17 protein-coding genes and 2 riboswitches are annotated in these 16,271 nt (G+C 69.7%); of the genes, 9 read left to right on the forward strand and 8 right to left on the reverse strand.

The genetic code is table 11. The features are described 5' to 3' along the window. Nucleotides 1-936: a ribose-phosphate pyrophosphokinase gene (locus EFJ44_RS07900; RefSeq protein ID WP_125256640.1), complete on the reverse strand. Its 936-nt coding sequence runs from the start codon at nucleotides 934-936 to the stop codon at nucleotides 1-3. A gap of 193 nt (nucleotides 937-1,129) precedes the next feature. On the opposite strand from EFJ44_RS07900, the gene EFJ44_RS07905 reads away from it, so the two are divergent. From EFJ44_RS07905 to EFJ44_RS07935, 7 genes are all read left to right on the forward strand, one after another. Beyond that, complete coding sequence (locus EFJ44_RS07905; protein ID WP_125256641.1) at nucleotides 1,130-1,972, forward strand: outer membrane protein assembly factor BamD; 843 nt, start codon at nucleotides 1,130-1,132, stop codon at nucleotides 1,970-1,972. A 52-nt stretch (nucleotides 1,973-2,024) separates the two neighbouring features. Then, on the forward strand, nucleotides 2,025-3,725 hold the full coding sequence (recN, locus tag EFJ44_RS07910) for a DNA repair protein RecN (RefSeq protein WP_125256642.1): 1,701 nt from the start codon (nucleotides 2,025-2,027) through the stop codon (nucleotides 3,723-3,725). Between the two features lie 142 nt (nucleotides 3,726-3,867). Continuing rightward, entirely contained in the window at nucleotides 3,868-4,224 is a 357-nt protein-coding gene (locus EFJ44_RS07915) for an AtpZ/AtpI family protein (protein ID WP_125256643.1), read from the forward strand. Nucleotides 4,225-4,231: 7 nt separating this feature from the next. Then, nucleotides 4,232-5,005 (forward strand): F0F1 ATP synthase subunit A, encoded by a 774-nt coding sequence (locus EFJ44_RS07920; RefSeq protein WP_125256644.1) that lies wholly within the window; start codon nucleotides 4,232-4,234, stop codon nucleotides 5,003-5,005. 52 nt (nucleotides 5,006-5,057) lie between these two features. Next, the gene (locus EFJ44_RS07925; protein ID WP_125256645.1) at nucleotides 5,058-5,288 is read left to right on the forward strand and encodes a F0F1 ATP synthase subunit C; all 231 of its coding nucleotides are present in this window, start codon (nucleotides 5,058-5,060) and stop codon (nucleotides 5,286-5,288) included. A 65-nt stretch (nucleotides 5,289-5,353) separates the two neighbouring features. Continuing rightward, nucleotides 5,354-5,953, forward strand: coding sequence for a F0F1 ATP synthase subunit B family protein (locus EFJ44_RS07930; protein ID WP_125256646.1), 600 nt, complete (start codon nucleotides 5,354-5,356; stop codon nucleotides 5,951-5,953). Then, complete coding sequence (locus EFJ44_RS07935; protein WP_125256647.1) at nucleotides 5,953-6,465, forward strand: F0F1 ATP synthase subunit B; 513 nt, start codon at nucleotides 5,953-5,955, stop codon at nucleotides 6,463-6,465. The genes EFJ44_RS07930 and EFJ44_RS07935 overlap by 1 nt, the downstream gene beginning before the upstream one ends. Before the next feature lie 75 nt (nucleotides 6,466-6,540). Here the strand turns inward: EFJ44_RS07935 and EFJ44_RS07940 are convergent, their stop codons facing one another. Both EFJ44_RS07940 and EFJ44_RS07945 read right to left on the reverse strand, forming a co-directional pair. Further along, nucleotides 6,541-7,014, reverse strand: coding sequence for a DUF6789 family protein (locus EFJ44_RS07940; RefSeq protein ID WP_241209717.1), 474 nt, complete (start codon nucleotides 7,012-7,014; stop codon nucleotides 6,541-6,543). Between the two features lie 112 nt (nucleotides 7,015-7,126). Continuing rightward, nucleotides 7,127-8,047, reverse strand: coding sequence for an SDR family oxidoreductase (locus tag EFJ44_RS07945; protein WP_125256648.1), 921 nt, complete (start codon nucleotides 8,045-8,047; stop codon nucleotides 7,127-7,129). 79 nt (nucleotides 8,048-8,126) lie between these two features. Here EFJ44_RS07945 and EFJ44_RS07950 point away from each other — a divergent pair, with 79 nt between their 5' ends. Beyond that, nucleotides 8,127-8,717, forward strand: coding sequence for a TetR/AcrR family transcriptional regulator (locus EFJ44_RS07950; protein ID WP_241209718.1), 591 nt, complete (start codon nucleotides 8,127-8,129; stop codon nucleotides 8,715-8,717). 3 nt (nucleotides 8,718-8,720) lie between these two features. Here EFJ44_RS07950 and gcvPB read toward each other — a convergent pair whose 3' ends face one another. The 5 genes from gcvPB to gcvT form a co-directional block, all read right to left on the reverse strand. Continuing rightward, nucleotides 8,721-10,292, reverse strand: a complete 1,572-nt coding sequence (gene gcvPB / locus EFJ44_RS07955) for an aminomethyl-transferring glycine dehydrogenase subunit GcvPB (protein ID WP_125256650.1) — start codon at nucleotides 10,290-10,292, stop codon at nucleotides 8,721-8,723. After that, nucleotides 10,293-11,633 carry an aminomethyl-transferring glycine dehydrogenase subunit GcvPA gene (gene gcvPA, locus EFJ44_RS07960; RefSeq protein ID WP_125256651.1) on the reverse strand — a complete coding sequence of 447 codons (1,341 nt, stop codon included), beginning with the start codon at nucleotides 11,631-11,633 and terminating at the stop codon, nucleotides 10,293-10,295. Between the two features lie 46 nt (nucleotides 11,634-11,679). Beyond that, nucleotides 11,680-12,045, reverse strand: a complete 366-nt coding sequence (locus tag EFJ44_RS07965; protein WP_125256652.1) for an MAPEG family protein — start codon at nucleotides 12,043-12,045, stop codon at nucleotides 11,680-11,682. A 75-nt stretch (nucleotides 12,046-12,120) separates the two neighbouring features. Next, nucleotides 12,121-12,486, reverse strand: coding sequence for a glycine cleavage system protein GcvH (gene gcvH, locus EFJ44_RS07970; RefSeq protein WP_125256653.1), 366 nt, complete (start codon nucleotides 12,484-12,486; stop codon nucleotides 12,121-12,123). 10 nt (nucleotides 12,487-12,496) lie between these two features. Further along, the gene (gene gcvT, locus EFJ44_RS07975; RefSeq protein WP_125256654.1) at nucleotides 12,497-13,612 is read right to left on the reverse strand and encodes a glycine cleavage system aminomethyltransferase GcvT; all 1,116 of its coding nucleotides are present in this window, start codon (nucleotides 13,610-13,612) and stop codon (nucleotides 12,497-12,499) included. A gap of 46 nt (nucleotides 13,613-13,658) precedes the next feature. After that, nucleotides 13,659-13,743, reverse strand: a riboswitch (glycine riboswitch). A gap of 3 nt (nucleotides 13,744-13,746) precedes the next feature. After that, nucleotides 13,747-13,843: riboswitch (glycine riboswitch) on the reverse strand. Nucleotides 13,844-13,919: 76 nt separating this feature from the next. On the opposite strand from gcvT, the gene acs reads away from it, so the two are divergent. Next, on the forward strand, nucleotides 13,920-15,866 hold the full coding sequence (acs, locus tag EFJ44_RS07980) for an acetate--CoA ligase (protein ID WP_125256655.1): 1,947 nt from the start codon (nucleotides 13,920-13,922) through the stop codon (nucleotides 15,864-15,866). Nucleotides 15,867-16,271: the final 405 nt, after the last annotated feature.

Genomic DNA, 16,271 nt, shown 5'->3' on the forward strand with positions numbered 1-16,271 from the left:
TTAATCGAAGAGTTTGGACACGGACTCCTCATTGGCGATTCGCCGGATGGCTTCGCCGATCAGGGGAGCGACCGAGACGCTGCGGATCTTGGCGCAGGTCTGCACTTCGTGCGGCTGTTCGATGGAGTCCGTGATCACCAGCTCCTTCAGCGGGCCGTCGGTGATCCGCTGCACCGCCGGGCCCGAGAGCACCCCGTGGCTGATGTAGGCCGACACCTCCGTGGCCCCGTGCTCGATCAGGGCCCGGGCGGCGTTCACCAGGGTGCCGCCGGAATCCACGATGTCGTCGAACAGGATGCAGCGGCGGCCCTGCACGTCACCGATGATGTTCATCACCTCGCTCTCGCCCGCGCGCGGGCGGCGCTTGTCGACGATGGCCAGGTCCGCGTCCAGCCGCTTGGCCAGCGACCGCGCCCGCACGACGCCGCCGACGTCAGGCGAGATGATCATCAGGCTGTCGTCCCGGCCGTAGGTCTCCCTGATGTCCTGCGCCAGCACCGGCGTGGCAACCAGATTGTCGGTGGGTATGTCGAAGAAACCCTGGATCTGCCCGGCGTGCAGATCCATCGTCAGCACCCGGTCCGCGCCCGCGCGCGTGATCAGGTTTGCGACCAGCTTGGCCGAGATCGGCGTCCGCCCGTCCGTCTTCCGATCCTGCCGGGCATAGCCGAAATAGGGCACCACCGCCGTGATCCGTTTCGCCGATGCCCGGACGAGGGCGTCTGTCAGGATCAGCAACTCCATCAGGTTGTCGTTGGCGGGATAGCTGGTCGACTGAAGGATGAAGACGTCCTCGCCGCGGACGTTCTCCTCGATCATGGCGAACACCTCGTTGTCCGCGAAGCGCTTGACCTGGGCCTTCGTCAGCGGCGCGTCGAGGTGGGCGGCGATGGCCTGTGACAGCGACCGGTTGGCGTTGCCGGAGAGCAGCTTCATGGCTCGTCATCCTTTCGCCGCGATCGCGCCCGCATGAGGAGGATGGGGGTCCGGCGCGCCTCTTTAGACAGGCCGCGCCGGGCGCATCAAGCCGTGTCCCGTCATCCGTTGGCGCGTCGCGGCGCGTGGTGTAGAACCGCCGCTTCGTTCGCCGGGGCGGCGGACGTGATCGAGATCGTCGAGAGGTCGCTTCGTGTCTTTTTCCAGGTCCCGCACGGCGGTCGTCATCACCGCGGTCCTGATCCTCGGCCTCGGCCTGTCGGCCTGCAACAATCGTCCGCGCGCGCGTCTGGCCTATGAGGAGCGGCCGGTCGAACTGCTCTACAACACCGGCTACGACCGGCTGGAGCGCGGCCGCTGGCGCGACGCCATCGACTATTTCCAGGAGGTCGAGCGTCAGCATCCGTATTCGGAATGGTCGCGTCACGCGATCCTGATGCAGATCTACGCCAACTACAAAGACGGTCAGTACATGGAGGCGATCGCCTCCGCCGACCGCTTCATCCAGCTGTTCCCCGGCAATCCGTCCGCCGCCTACGCCTTCTACATGCGCGCCATCTGCTATTTCGAGCAGATCGTCGACGTGGGCCGCGACCAGGCCCTGACGGAACAGGCCCTCGCCGGTCTGCGCGAGGTCGTGCGCCGCTATCCCGGTTCGCCCTACGCCACCGACGCCCTGGTCAAGATCGACATGGTCAACGACCAGTTGGCCGGCAAGGAGATGGCCATCGGCCGCTATTACCAGCGCGCCGACCAGCCGTTGGCGGCGATGAACCGCTACCGCGTCGTGGTCGACAACCCCGACTTCCAGCGCACCTCGCACGTCGCCGAGGCCCTTTACCGCATGGTCGAGGTCAATCTGATGCTGGGGCTGGTCGACGAGGCCACCCGCAACGCCTCCGTGCTGGGCCACAACTATCCGGGCAGCCCCTGGTACGCCGAGGCCTATGCCCTGTTGACCGAGCGCGGCGCCCGGCCGGACCAGGCGCCGGAAGGCAAGCGCGAGAACTGGCTGCAGCGCCTGATCCCGGGCTGAGCCGCGCCGCCGGCCGTGCCATCATGCCGGCCATGACGAATCAGGTCGCCCCATGCTGACGGGCCTGTCCATCCGCGACGTGGTGCTGGTCGAGGCGCTGGACCTCGACGTCGGCGCGGGCCTGACCGTGCTGACCGGCGAGACGGGCGCCGGCAAGTCCATCATCCTCGACGCTCTGGGCCTTGCCATGGGCGCGCGGGCCGAGGCCGGGCTGGTCCGCGCCGGCGCACGACAGGCCAGCGCCGTCGCCACCTTCGCCGCGCCTGTTTCCGCCGAGCTGGCCGCCCTGCTGGACGAGAAGGGCGTGGACGTCCCGCCGGGCGACGACCTGATCCTGCGTCGCGTGCTCGGCGCCGACGGGCGCAGCCGCGCCTTCGTCAACGATCAGGCGGTCGGCGTCGCCACCCTGCGCGAGATCGGTCAGGCCCTGGTCGAGGTGCATGGCCAGCACGAGACCGTCGGCCTGCTGGACTGGCGCACCCACCGCCCCCAGCTGGACGGCTTCGGCGGCCTCGGTCGCGAGGTCGAAGCGGTGCGCGCCGCGTCCGAGGCCCTGCGCGCCGCCGAGGCGCGGCTGGCGGATCTTCAGGCCGCCGCCGCCGACGCCGAGACTCGCCGCGAGGAGCTGGCCCGCGACCTCGCCGAACTCGATCAGCTCGACCCCCGCGCCGACGAGGAAGAGGCCCTCGCCGGCGAACGCGCCGTGCTGGGCGCCGCCGAGAAGGCTCTGGAGGACCTCTCCGACGCCCGTTCGGCGCTGGGCGGGGACAAGCTCAGCCAGAAGCTGGCCGCCGCCCTGCGCGCCGTCGACCACGCCGGGCGCCGTGCCCGTCAGGGCGGCGTGGGGGAGGGGCATCCGGTCCTCGTCCGCCTGACCGCCGCGGCCGAGGCCATCGACCGCACCCTGATCGAGGCGGCCGAGGCCGTCGCCCAAGTCGACGCCGCCGCCGACGCCTTCGACTTCGAGCCCGGCCGCCTCGACAAGGCGGAGGAGCGCCTGTTCGCCCTGCGCGCCGCCGCGCGGCGCCTGCGCACCACCACCGACGCGCTGCCGGCCCTGCGCGCGGAGCTTCGCGAGAAGCTGGCCCTGCTGGAGGGCGACGCCGACGCCCTGGCCCAGGGCCGCCGCGCCGCCTCCGCCGCGCGCGAGGCTTATGATTCGGCGGCCGTCGCCCTGTCCGCCGCGCGCGACGCCGCCGCCCGCCGGCTGGAGGCCGCCGTGGCCTCCGAGCTCGGGCCGCTGAAGCTGGAGCGCGCCCGGTTCCGCGTGGTGCTCGAGCCCGTCGCCGACGACCGCCGCGGACCGCAAGGGCGCGAGACCGTCCGGTTCGAGGTCGCCACCAACGCCGGCCAGCCCTTCGGCCCGCTTGATTCGGTCGCGTCGGGCGGCGAACTGGCGCGCTTCGCTTTGGCCATGAAGGCGGCGCTGGCCGCGCGGGGCGCTGGCGGCCAGCCGCTGATGATCTTCGACGAAGTCGATCAGGGCGTGGGCGGCGCCGTGGCCGAGGCCGTGGGTCGCCGTCTGCGTCGTCTGGCCGAGGCCGCCCAGGTCATCGTCGTCACCCACAGCCCGCAGGTCGCCGCCATGGGACAGTCGCACTGGAAGGTCGGAAAGGCCGAGGCCGACGGTCAGGTCCGTACCTCGGTCGCCGTGCTCGACGAGGCGCGGCGCGACGAGGAGATCGCGCGCATGCTGTCCGGTGCCGTCGTGACGGACGAAGCGCGCGCCGCCGCCCGCGCGCTGCGCGCCTGAACGCCGCACTTTCGATTTTCGCAAGTGAAATCAGACTTTTGGCGAACTCTGCCCGTGCCTTGACCTTCCGGGGTCCCGCCTATAGGTTCCGCGCCGAATTCAGACCCCCTTCGGCGTTCGCGTCGAAGCGCTGAGGCCACCCATGTCCACGCCCCCGGAATCGCGCGAAGAGGCGATCGCTCGCCTTCAGAAGAGCGCATCCGATCTGCAGGCGCGGACGGCTCCGCCGCTCTCCCACGAGTTGGCGGGCCAGAAGGCGGCCGGTCAGGCTTGGCGGATTCTCGCCGATCTCCTCGGCGGGGTCTTCGTCGGGCTGGCATTGGGTCTGCTGCTGGACCGGTTCGCAGGAACGGGGCCGTGGGGAACTATCGGCGGCGTCCTGCTGGGCTTCGCCGTCTCGGTCTGGATGGCGTGGCGGACCTCGCAGCGCATCATGGCCGAGGCCAAAGCATCCGGGGAAACGCCGCAGGCGGTCCCTTTCGACGACGAAGGAGTCTGATCGACCGATGGCCGATCCGCTGCATCAGTTCCAGATCCAGAAGTACGTCGATCTTCCCGACGCGACCCTCCCTGTCGTCGGCTACGTGGATTTCGCGATCACCAACTCGCACGTCGCTATGACGATCGCCTTCTTCGCGGTCGTTCTGTTCCTTCAGGCCGTGACGTCCGGGGCCAAGGTCGTGCCGGGGCGTTTCCAGGCCGCTGGAGAGACGCTGTTCGGCATGATCGATGGGATGACGGAGTCGATCATCGGCCACGACGGCAAGAAGTATTTCCCGTTTGTGTTCGCCATTTTCACCTTCATCCTGGCCATGAATATGCTCGGCATGTTCCTGAGCTTCACGGTGACCTCCCAGCTCGCCATCACCGCGACCTTCGGTGTGATCGCCTTCGCGGTCGTGGTCGTGATCGGCTTCATGAAGAACGGACTGGGCTTCTTTAAGCTGTTCTGGCCGACAGGCGCGCCGCTGGTGATGCGTCCCATTGTCGGTCTGATCGAGTTCTTCTCCTTCCTGCTGCGTCCCCTCACGCTGACGCTTCGCCTGTTCGGCAACATGCTGGGCGGCCACGTCGCGTTGAAGGTGTTCGCCGGGTTCGTCGCAACCGCGGCGATCGGCGCGGCCGGCTGGCTCGGATTGCTGATCGCGCCGCTGGCCATGGGCATGACCATCGGCCTGACCGCGCTCGAGTTCCTCGTGGCCTTCCTTCAGGCCTTCGTCTTCGCCGTTCTGACCTGCATCTACCTCAACGATGTGGTCAACCTGGACCACGCCCACTAAAGGGCCGGGCCAGCCATCCTTTCCAACCCCAACCAACTAGGACTAGAGAATCATGGAAGTAGAAGCCGCCAAGGCCATCGGGGCCGGTCTCGCGATGACGGGGATGATCGGCGCCGGCATCGGCGTCGGCAACATCTTCGGCAACTTCCTGGCGGGCGCCCTGCGCAACCCGTCGGCCGCCGCCTCGCAAGTCGGCAACCTGTTCGTGGGCGCCGCCCTCGCCGAAGCCCTGGGCATCCTGGCCTTCGTCATCGGCTTCCTGCTTTACTCGGGCGCCAACTAAGCCCTTCGAGACCGCGGCCGGCCGGACGGTCGGCCGCATCTTCCATTTCCAAGCTTAGAAGTCCGATGGCCCCTCCGATCGCACAGCCGCCAGGTCCGCCCGAGCCCGTGCTCGGCGAAACGCCCGCCGAAGCGGCGGCGCAGCAGACCCACGCCTCCACCGAGGTCGCTCACGGCGAGGCGCACGGCTCGGGCGGCCTGCCGCAGTTCGAGTTTCAGCACTGGTTCGGGCAGATCGTCTATCTGATCTTCCTGTTCGCCGTTCTGTACTTCCTGATCGCCAAGGTCTTCGCCCCGCGCATGCGCCGGGTGTTCGACGAGCGGTCCAGCACCATTTCCGGCGCCGTCGACGCGGCCCGTCAGGTCCAGGCCGAAGCGGCCGGTCAGGCCGAGGCCGCCAAGCGTGAGGTCGATGAGGCCCGCGCCGCCTCGCGCGCCACGGCCCAGTCGGCCAAGGATCGCGTTACCTCCGAAGCTGCCGCCCGCGCCGCCGCCGAGGAAGCCGTCGTCGCCGCCCGCATCGCCGAGGCCGAAGGCGCCATCGCCAGGACCCGCGACGCCGCAATGGCCAACGTCTCCACCGTCGCCGCCGACGCCGCCTCCGCGATGGTCGAACGCCTGACCGGCAAGGCCCCCACCGCCGCCGAGCTGAAGGGCGTCGCCTGATGGAATTCTTCAACCCGCATCTCTACGACCTGTCGAACCCGGAACTCTGGGTCGCCGTCGGCCTGATCCTGTTCCTTGCCATCGTCGTCTTCTCGGGCGCGCTGAAGATGGTCGGCGCGGCGCTGGACGCCAAGGCCGCCAAAATCCAGTCCGAGCTCGACGAGGCCGCGCGTCTGCGGGCCGAGGCCGAGGCCCTGTTGGCCCAGATCCGTCAGGAGAAGGCCGAGGCCGAGGCCCAGGCCGCCGACATGCTGAAGGCCGCCGAGGACGAGGCCCGTCGCATGGAGACCGAGACCAAGGCGAAGCTGGAAGAGTCGCTGGCTCGCCGCCAGCAGCTGGCCGAGCGCCGCATCGCCCAGGCCGAGGCCCAGGCCACCGCCGACGTGAAGGCCGCCGCGGTCGAGCTGGCCGCGAAGCAGGCCGAGACGATTCTGGCGGCCCGTCTGGCCGCCGGCGGTGCCGATCCGGTGCTGGATCAGGCCGTGGCCCAGATCGGCGACCGGCTGAACTGATCGTCCGCTCCGAGCGGACATGAAAAAGGCCCCGGGGCGGCGCTCCGGGGCCTTTCTCTTTGGGCCGGCGCCCAGTCAGTGCGCCAGGTGGATGTCGTCCCGCGCGCGGTGCACCCGCCAGTCGCGGCCGACCATTCGGGCGTAGACGTTGCCCATCACCGCGCCGAACACGGCGTGGGTCAGGATCAGCCAGGCGAGGGTCGGGAAACCCGCCCGCAGACCGAACATGCCGATGCCGGCCAGCGGCGCGATCGTCAGCCCCATCAGCACGAAGGCTCCGACGGCGAAGACGATGCCCTTCGTCTCGGGCGTGTCGGTCGGCATGCGCGGACAGAGAATGCCGAACAGCGGCCCGAGAATGAACGTCCCGACCGCAAAGTGCGCGGCCCATCCGGTCCAGGCCACGCCCTCCGTGTCCATGATGACCGTCAGAAGTCGGGGAAAGCTGACGAACCACGGTCCGGCCCACATCTGGACGGCTTCCAGAGCGGCCACCGCCAATGCTGCGGAAAAGCCCGCGATCATGCCCTTGGTTACGCGTGACATCATGACCAGTGCGCCTCCCTGCGCTCGTTTCGGTTCTGATTACGCGGGGAGAAGCATACGCCGATCCGGAGAACCGGCGTTCACAAGGCCGTGCTTCGCAGGTGCGGGAGACCGGTCAGTCGAAGCGGACGCCGGTCAGGCGTTCCGACGCCTCCCATAGGCGTCCGGCGACCTCCGCGTCCTTCGCCGCCGGGTCGATCCGTGCAGGCCCCGGTCGGCCACGGGTCTCGCCCAGCCCCTGCGGCCCGTAATAGCCGCCCGGCCGCGGCGCCGGCAGCGTCGCCGCCATCAAGACGGGCAGTGCCCCGGCCGCCGCGGACTGCGCCATCACGCCGATCAGGGCGCGGGTGAGCAAGGTCCGGACCGGTCGCTCGCCGCCGGCGCCGTTGGCGACCAGGTCCGTGCGTGCCACGCCGGGATGCGCCGCCACGCTGGTCAGGCCCCAGCGGTTCGCGTCGCTGCGCCGCTGCAGCTCGATCGCGAACATCAGCATGGCCAGTTTGGATTGCTGATAGACGGCCCACGGCCGGTACCCCCGCTCGGCGTTCAGGTCGTCGATCTCGATCCGCCCGCCGCGATGCGCCACGCTGGACAGCTGCACCACTCGCGCCCGACCGGCTTGCAGGAGGGGCAGCAGCGCCGCCGTCAGGGCGAAGTGGGCCAGATAGTTCACGCCCAGCTGCATCTCGTGCCCGTCCGCGGTCGTCTTCCGCGTCGGCAGGTCCATAACGCCGGCGTTGTTGACCAGCACGTCGATGGCTCGCCCCTCCCAGACCATTCTGTCGGCGAAGGCCTTGACCGAAGACAGGTCGGCCAGGTCCACGGGCTCGAACCTCACCTTCGCGGAGGGGGCCCGCGCCCGGATCCACGCCTCGGCCTCATGGCCCTTGTCCGGATTGCGCGCCGCCAGGATCACGTCCGCGCGGGCCGCCGCCAGACCCAGGGCCGTCTCCAGCCCGATCCCGCCCGTCGCGCCGGTGACGACGGCCAGCTTTCCGGTCTGGTCGGGAATGTCGCGGGTGGTCCAGTCGGCCATTGTCGGTATCCTTGCGCTCGATGATGACGAGCGATTATATGCACGCAGTGCAAATATGCAACCAGTGCAAAAACTATCCATGAGCGGCGACGGCGGGCTGCGCGAACGCAAGCGGTCGGAGACGCACGCCCGGATCCAGTCCGAGGCCGTCCGACTGTTTCTCGAGCAGGGGTTCGAGTCGGTGACGCTCGACCAGATCGCCCAGGCCGCCGGCGTCTCCCGTCGCAGCCTGTTCCACTATTTCGACACCAAGGAAGAGATCGTCCTGTCCGCCAAGGCCGGGTTTCCCGCCGTGGTGGCCGCGGCCGTCGCCGCACGTCCCGCGGACGAGCCGCTTCTGGACATGGTCGAGAACGCCTTCGCAGATCTGGCCGCGGCCCCACGCGACCCGAGGGGCGTGGCGCTTGCGCGGCTGATCAGCTCGACCCCGGCCCTCGCTGCTGGTGATCAGGCCAAGTACGACGCCGTCGAGCGGGCTCTGGCGGCGGCGCTCGCCGCGCAGAAGGGGCTGGACCCCGACGATCTCGGTTGCCGCCTCGCCGCCGCCGTGGGCGTGGACGTGTTCAAGCTGGCGACCCAGGCCTGGTCCTCCGGCGCCACGGAGACGCCAGAGGCCGTCGGTCACGCGGCCTTCGCCCGACTGCGCGAGCTGGCCGCGGGCAGGACCTGACGCCTACTCCGCCGCCAGGTTCGACCCTTCCGGGGCGGTCCAGCGCAGCTTGGGGGCGCGGGCGGCGCGGGTTTCGTCCAGACGCTTCATCGGCGCGTGGAACGGGGCGCCCTTGAACCGGTCGACGTCCCCGGCCTTCGCCGCCGTCGCCAGGGCGCGCATCGCCTCGATGAAGCGATCCAGCTCGGCCTTGGATTCCGTCTCGGTCGGCTCGATCAGCATGGCCCCGTGCACGACCAGCGGGAAATACATGGTCATGGGGTGGAAGCCCTCGTCGATCATCGCCTTGGCGAAGTCGAGCGTGGTCACGTCCGTGCCCTTCAGCCATTCGTCGTCGAACAGCGCCTCGTGCATGCACGGACCCTCAGGGAAAGCCGCCGACATCAGGTCCGACAGGCGGGCCTTGATGTAGTTGGCGTTCAGCACCGCGTCCTCGGCGACCTGCCGCAGGCCGTCCGACCCGTGGCTCATCATGTAGGACAGGGCGCGGACGTACATGCCCATCTGCCCCTGGAAGGCGCACAGGCGACCGAACGCCTGCGCCGCGTCCTCTTCCTCGCGCTCGATCAGCCTGAAGCCGTCGCCGTCCGAGACGACCCACGGGGCCGGCGCGAACGGCGCCAGCGCCTCGGACAAGACCACCGGACCCGCGCCCGGCCCGCCGCCGCCGTGGGGCGTGGAGAAGGTCTTGTGCAGGTTGATGTGCATGGCGTCGACGCCCAGATCGCCCGGCCGCACCCGGCCGACGATGGCGTTGAAGTTGGCGCCGTCGCAGTAGAAGTAGGCTCCCGCCTCATGCGTCAGGCGGCTGATCTCCAGGATGTCGCGCTCGAACAGGCCGCAGGTGTTGGGGTTGGTCACCATGATGGCGGCCACGTCGTCGCCCAGCTTGGACGCCAGATCGGCCACGTCCACGCGGCCGTCGTCGGTCTGGGCCACCTCGACCACGGTGTAGCCGACGAAGGCGGCCGTGGCCGGATTGGTCCCGTGCGCCGAGGTCGGCACCAGCACCTTGCGGCGCTTCTCATGCTCGCCGCTGGCTTCGTGCGCCGCGCGGATGGCCATCAGGCCGCACAGCTCGCCGTGCGCGCCCGCTTTCGGAGAGAGAGCGACGGCCGGCATGCCGGTCAGCGTCTTCAGCCAGTGCGCCAGCTGATCCATCAGCTCCAGCGCGCCCTGCACCGTCGATTGGGGCTGCAGCGGGTGGATGTCCGAGAAGCCGGGCAGGCGCGCCATCTTCTCGTTCAGACGCGGGTTGTGCTTCATCGTGCACGAACCCAGCGGATAGATGGCCAGGTCGATGGCGTGGTTCTTCTGGCTCAGCCGCACATAGTGTCGCATCGCCTCCGGCTCGCTCAGCCCCGGCAGGCCGATCGGATCCTTGCGGACCAGGTCGCCCAGATCGGACGCGTCGCCCTTGGGCTCCGGCAGATCGACCCCGGTCTTGCCCCAGCCGTCCCCCTCGAAGATCAGGGCCTCGTTCTGCAGCAGGCCGCGCCCGCCCGTCAGGGTGGCGGGCCTGGTCTCGACCTGGTTCGGCGTGGTCGGGCGGCCGACGGTGTTCATGGTGCTCATTTACAGAACCTCCGCCAGGGCGGCTTTCAGGGCCGCGACGTCCGCGTCCGTGGTGATCTCGGTGGCGGCGACCAGCAGGACGTCGTCCATGCCTGCGTCCGGCGCCAGACGGCTGTAGGGCACGCCGGCCAGGATGCGCTTCTCGGCCAGCCGCTCCACCACCTCGGCGGCGGGTTTCGGCAGCCGCACCGCGAACTCGTTGAAGAAGCGGGGCGTCAGCACCTCGACGCCCGGGATCGACTTCAGCGCGTCGCGCGTCTTCACCGCCGCCTCGTGGTTCAGCAGGGCCAGCCGTCGCAGACCGGTTTCGCCCAGCAGGCTCATGTGGATGGTGAAGGCCAGGGTGCATAGGCCGGAGTTGGTGCAGATGTTCGACGTCGCCTTGTCGCGCCGGATGTGCTGCTCGCGGGTCGACAGGGTCAGGACGAAGCCGCGCTCGCCGTCCGCGTCCACCGTCTCGCCGCACAGGCGGCCCGGCATCTGGCGGATCAGCTTGTCGCGCGTGGCGAACAGGCCGACGTACGGCCCGCCGAAGTTCAGGGCGTTGCCGATCGACTGGCCCTCGGCCGCCACGATGTCCGCGCCCATCTCGCCAGGCGACCTCAGCAGGCCCATCGACACGGCCTCGGTGACCACGACGATCAGCAGGGCCCCGGCGGCATGCGCCGCCTCGGCGATCTTCGTCACGTCCGTCGCGGTGCCGAACACGTTCGGCGTCTGCACGACCACGCAGGCCGTGTCCGGCCCGATCTGGGCGATCACCTCGGCCTCGGCGTCCACGGCCGCCGGCAGGACCTGCGTCTCGACGCCGACGGCGTGCACCACCGTCTCGGTCGCGGCGACGTAGTGCGGGTGCACCCCGCCCGAGATGACCGCCTTGTTGCGGCGCGTCGCCCGGGTGGCCATCAGCACGCCCTCGGCCATGGCGGTCGAGCCGTCATAAAGGCTGGCGTTGGCCACCGGCATCCCGGTCAGGTTCGCGACCTGGGTCTGGAACTCGTACAGGTACTGCAGCGTGCCCTGGGCGATTTCCGGCTGGTAGGGCGTGTAGCTGGTCAGGAACTCTGACCTTTGGATCACGTGGTCGACCGTCGCCGGCACGTGGTGCTTGTAGGCGCCGGCCCCGCAGAAGAAGGGCACGGTCCCCGCCGTGGCGTTCTTGCCGGCGAGCGCGCCCAGAGCCCGCTCCACCTCCAGCTCGCCCGCCACGCGCGGCAGGTCCACCGGCCCGTCCAGCCGCGCCGACTGCGGCACGTCCGTGAACAGGTCGTCGATCGACTTGGCCCCGATGGCGGCGAGCATCGCCGTCCGGTCGTCGGGCGTCAGGGGGAGGTAGCGCATGTTCAGACGTTCCGGAAAATTCGGGGCGGTGGCGGGGAGGGAGAGGTCATTGCGGGAGCACGCCGAGCGCGACGCGGGCGACGATCCACAGGACCGCGAGAGCGGTGACGGTGTAGACGAGCCCGCGCAGGGCGACGTCGGTGGTCAGGATCTGCACGGCGCTGTGGGCCACCCGACCCGCGACGAGGATCCACAGGACCGCCAGATCGATCGGACCGAACAGATCCCTTGGCGCGCCGATGGCCACGGCGATCCAGGCGAACATCGGCAGTTCGAACTGATTGGCCAGGTTGCGGGCCACCCGGGCGCCCAGCGGCGTGTCGCCGTCGGCTCGCACGAAGTCCCGCAGGGTCGCCCGACGCGCCCGGACGGCGTCCAGACGCACCGCCGTCAGCAGCGCGTAGAGGCCCATGACCCATGCGAAATGGGCGAAGAGCGGCGCGTATGGACTGCCCAGCCACGTCAAGGTCGGCTCGCTTCAGCGCTCTCAGAGCGTGGTCAGGTACTGGTCGTAGGCGGCGCGATCCATCAGGGCGTCCAGCTGGCCGGCGTCCGAGACCTTGATCCTGGCGAACCAGCCGTCGCCTTCCGGATCGGCGTTGACCGTTTCCGGCGCGGTCGACAGGGCCGCGTTGCCCTCGATCACTTCGCCGTCGACCGGGGCATAGACGTCCGAGGCGGCCTTGACGCTCTCGACCACGGCGAAGCCGTCGCCCTTGCTCACGGCCTTGCCCGCGTCCGGCACTTCCACGAACACCACGTCGCCCAGCGCGTCGGCGGCGTGTCTGGTGATGCCGACCGTCGCGACGTCGCCCTCGAGGCGCACCCACTCGTGATCCTTGGTGAACTTCATGGTCTGATCCTCAGGCTTTCGGCTTGCGGTGATAGCGTTGGGCGACGAAGGGCAGGGCCACGACCTCGGCCGCGGCGGGCTTGCCCCGCACCACGACCTTGAGCTCGCCGCCCAGTCCGGAAAACTTCGGCGGCACATAGCCCATGGCGATGTTCTTGCCGAGGGTCGGCGACGGCCCGCCGGAGGTGACCTTGCCGATCACCGTCCCGTCCGCGTCGGCGATCTCCGCCCCTTCGCGCGCCGGGGCGCCTTCCTTGACGAGCAGGGCCACCCGCACGCGTTCCACGCCCTCGGCCAGCTGGCGGTTGATCGCTTCGGCGCCGGCGAAGTCCGCCCGCTCCTTGCGCGACTTCGACAGGGCGAAGGTCAGCCCCGCCTCGACCGGCGTCGTCTCCGCGTCGATGTCGTGGCCGTGCAGCGGCAGGCCGGCCTCCAGACGCAGCGAATCCCGCGCGCCCAGCCCGATCGGCTTCACCCGCGCGTCCTCCAGCAGCAGGTCCCAGATCCGGTCCGCCTCCGCCGCCGGCACCGAGATCTCATAGCCGTCCTCGCCCGTGTAGCCCGAGCGCGAGACGTAGCAGTCGACGCCGAACAGCATCAGCCGCGCGGTGTCCATGAAGCCGAACTCGGCCAGCACCGGCTCGTGCTTCTCCATCACCTCGGCCGCCTCCGGCCCCTGGATCGCCAGCAGCGCGCGGTCGTCCAGCACTGTCAGCTTCGCGTCGCCCGACAGATGGGCTTTCAGGTGCGCGAAATCCGCGTCCTTGTTGCCGGCGTTGACGACCACGTACAGGCCGTCGTGGTCCGGCTTGCCCGCCATCAGGTCGTCCAGGATTCCGCCCCGGTCGTTCAGCAGCAGCGAGTACTTCTGCTTGCCCGCCTTCAGCGCCTGATAGTCGCCGGGCACGAAGCGTTCGAACCAGGCGACGGCGTCCGCGCCCGTGATCTTGGCCTGGCCCATGTGCGAGACGTCGAACAGGCCCGCGTGCTCCCGCGTCCAGCGGTGCTCGGCCAGGACGCCTTCGTACTGCACCGGCATGTCGTAGCCGCCGAAGCCGACCATGCGCGCGCCGCGTCGGCGGTGATTGGCGTTCAGAGGCGTGGTCTTCAGGGTCTCGTCGGTCATCGGCGTCGGGTCTCCGGGCGCGGGCGATCCGCCCGTCAGGAGCCCCCGCTGTCCATGAGCCTGAGAGATTCCATCCCGGACGCGATCCGGGACTTGCTCCGTCGGCGAACCCGGCCGGGTTCTTTCCAGCGTCCGTGCGCTTCGCGGTCCTTTTGCCTGAGCGTTTCCGGGGCGGTTGCGCCTTCGGCGTCGGGCCGGAATCACAGGCCCGATCTCTCCCGCGAGAGCGCGGCCCAAAGGCCCCGGAACCTTGCCCCTGTCAAGCGGCGCGGGCTACCCATGAGCAAAAGCCGCAGGGAGGCCGCGCGTGTCGGAAGACCAGGAACTCTACCCCGTCGACCCGGCGTTCGCCGCCGCGGCCCGCATGGACCGCGTGGCCTATGACGCCGCTCGCGCCGCCGGCGCCGCCGATCCCGAGCGGTTCTGGGCTGAAAAAGCCACCCGGCTGAACTGGATCACCCCCCCGACCCGGATCAAGGACGTCTCCTTCCGCAAGGAGGACTTCCGCATCCGCTGGTTCGAGGACGGCGTGCTGAACGCCTGCTTCAACTGCGTCGACCGGCACCTTCCCGCCCGCGGCGACCAGCGCGCCATCCTGTGGGAGGGCGACGACCCCGCCCAATCCGGTCACCTGACCTACGCCGAGCTGCACCGCGAGGTGTGCCGCATGGCCAATGTGCTGAAATCGCTGGGCGTGGCCAAGGGCGACCGCGTGACGATCTACCTGCCCATGATCCCGGCCGCCGCCGTGGCCATGCTGGCCTGCGCGCGCATCGGCGCCGTCCACTCCGTCGTCTTCGGCGGCTTTTCGCCCGACAGCCTGGCCGGCCGCATCGAAGACTGCGGCTCGAAGGTCGTCATCACCGCCGACGAGGGCCTGCGCGGCGGCAAGCGCGTGCCGTTGAAGGCCAACGTCGACGCGGCGCTGGAAAAGGTCGCGGTCGACAAGGTCTTGATGATCTCCCACACCAACGCCGACGTACCGATCGTCGCGGGCCGCGACGTCCGCTACGGCGAGGCCAAGCACGGCGTCTCCGACGACTGCCCGTGCGAGCCCATGTCGGCTGAGGATCCGCTGTTCATCCTCTACACGTCCGGTTCGACGGGCAAACCCAAGGGCGTGCTGCACACCACCGGCGGCTACCTGTTCTGGGCCAGCTGGACGCACGAGATCGTCTTCGATCACCGTCCGGGAGAGGTCTACTGGTGCACCGCCGACGTGGGCTGGGTCACGGGCCACAGCTACGGGGTCTACGGCCCCCTGGCCAACGGCGCGACCACGCTGATGTTCGAGGGCGTGCCGAACTACCCGGACCACAGCCGCTTCTGGCGGGTGGTGGACAAGCATCAGGTGGTGACCTTCTACACCGCCCCCACGGCGCTGCGGGCCCTGATGCGAGAGGGCGACGGCCCCGTGAACGCCACCAGCCGCGCCTCGCTGCGCCTGCTCGGCACGGTGGGCGAGCCGATCAACCCCGAGGCCTGGCGCTGGTACCATGAGGTGGTGGGGCAGGGCCGTCTGCCCATCGTCGACACCTGGTGGCAGACCGAGACCGGCGGCATCCTGATCTCGCCGCTGCCCGGCGCGACGGACCTGAAGCCCGGCTCCGCCACCCTGCCGCTGCCGGGCGTCCAGCCCATCCTGGTGGACGCCGAGGGGACCGAGCTGCACGGCGCCGTCAGCGGCAACCTGTGTCTGGCCGACAGCTGGCCCGGTCAGATGCGCACCGTCTACGGCGACCCCCAGCGCTTCTTCGACACCTATTTCTCGACCTACCCCGGCCGCTACTTCACCGGCGACGGCGCGCGGCGGGACGAGGACGGCTATTTCTGGATCACCGGCCGCGTCGACGACGTCATCAACGTCTCGGGCCACCGCATGGGCACCGCCGAGGTCGAAAGCGCCTTGGTGCTGCACGAAGACGTGGCCGAGGCCGCCGTCGTCGGCTTCCCCCACGACGTCAAGGGTCAGGGCATCTGGGCCTACGTCACTCTCAACGCCGGCGTCGACCCGACCGATGCGCTGAAGGCCGACCTGGTCGCCCACGTCCGCAAGGTCATCGGGCCCATCGCCGCCCCCGACGCCCTGCAGTGGGCCCCGGGCCTGCCCAAGACCCGATCCGGCAAGATCATGCGCCGAATCCTCCGCAAGATCGCCGAAGGGGAGACGGGCGCCTTGGGCGACACGTCCACACTGGCCGACCCCGCGGTGGTCGACGATCTGATCGCCGCGTCGAAGACCGCGCGGCGCTGACCGGACAATGAGGCCTGCCCCGGCGAACGGGGGAAGGATTCCGTCGGCTCACCCGTCTCCATTGTGACGATCCGGGCCGGAAACCCGCGCGGAATCAACGCCTTCCGAAAGACTTCGGCTCAGACGCCGACGTCGGTCCACGCCTGACCCATCCTCACTTCGTCCCGTCGCACTGGAGGGCTCGTAAGGCCTGCGACCTTGCGGCGGCGGGAGCGTGTGGAGCGGGGTCTTGCTGTTCGGCCGATCGCTCGCGTCGCGGACGCTCGCCGCTTGAGGCCGTCAGGTCGAGGGTGACGGGTGCCGTTCTTCGCGGGCTGCAATGCCGTCATCGAGAGCCGATCGGGGTCACCAAGAGATGATCCCGGGCAAGGGTCGGGGGGGATACCTGGACCGATCCGGCAGACG

The sequence above is a fragment of the Brevundimonas fluminis genome, assembly GCF_003934285.1.
In the GTDB taxonomy this organism is placed as follows: Bacteria; Pseudomonadota; Alphaproteobacteria; order Caulobacterales; family Caulobacteraceae; genus Brevundimonas; species Brevundimonas fluminis.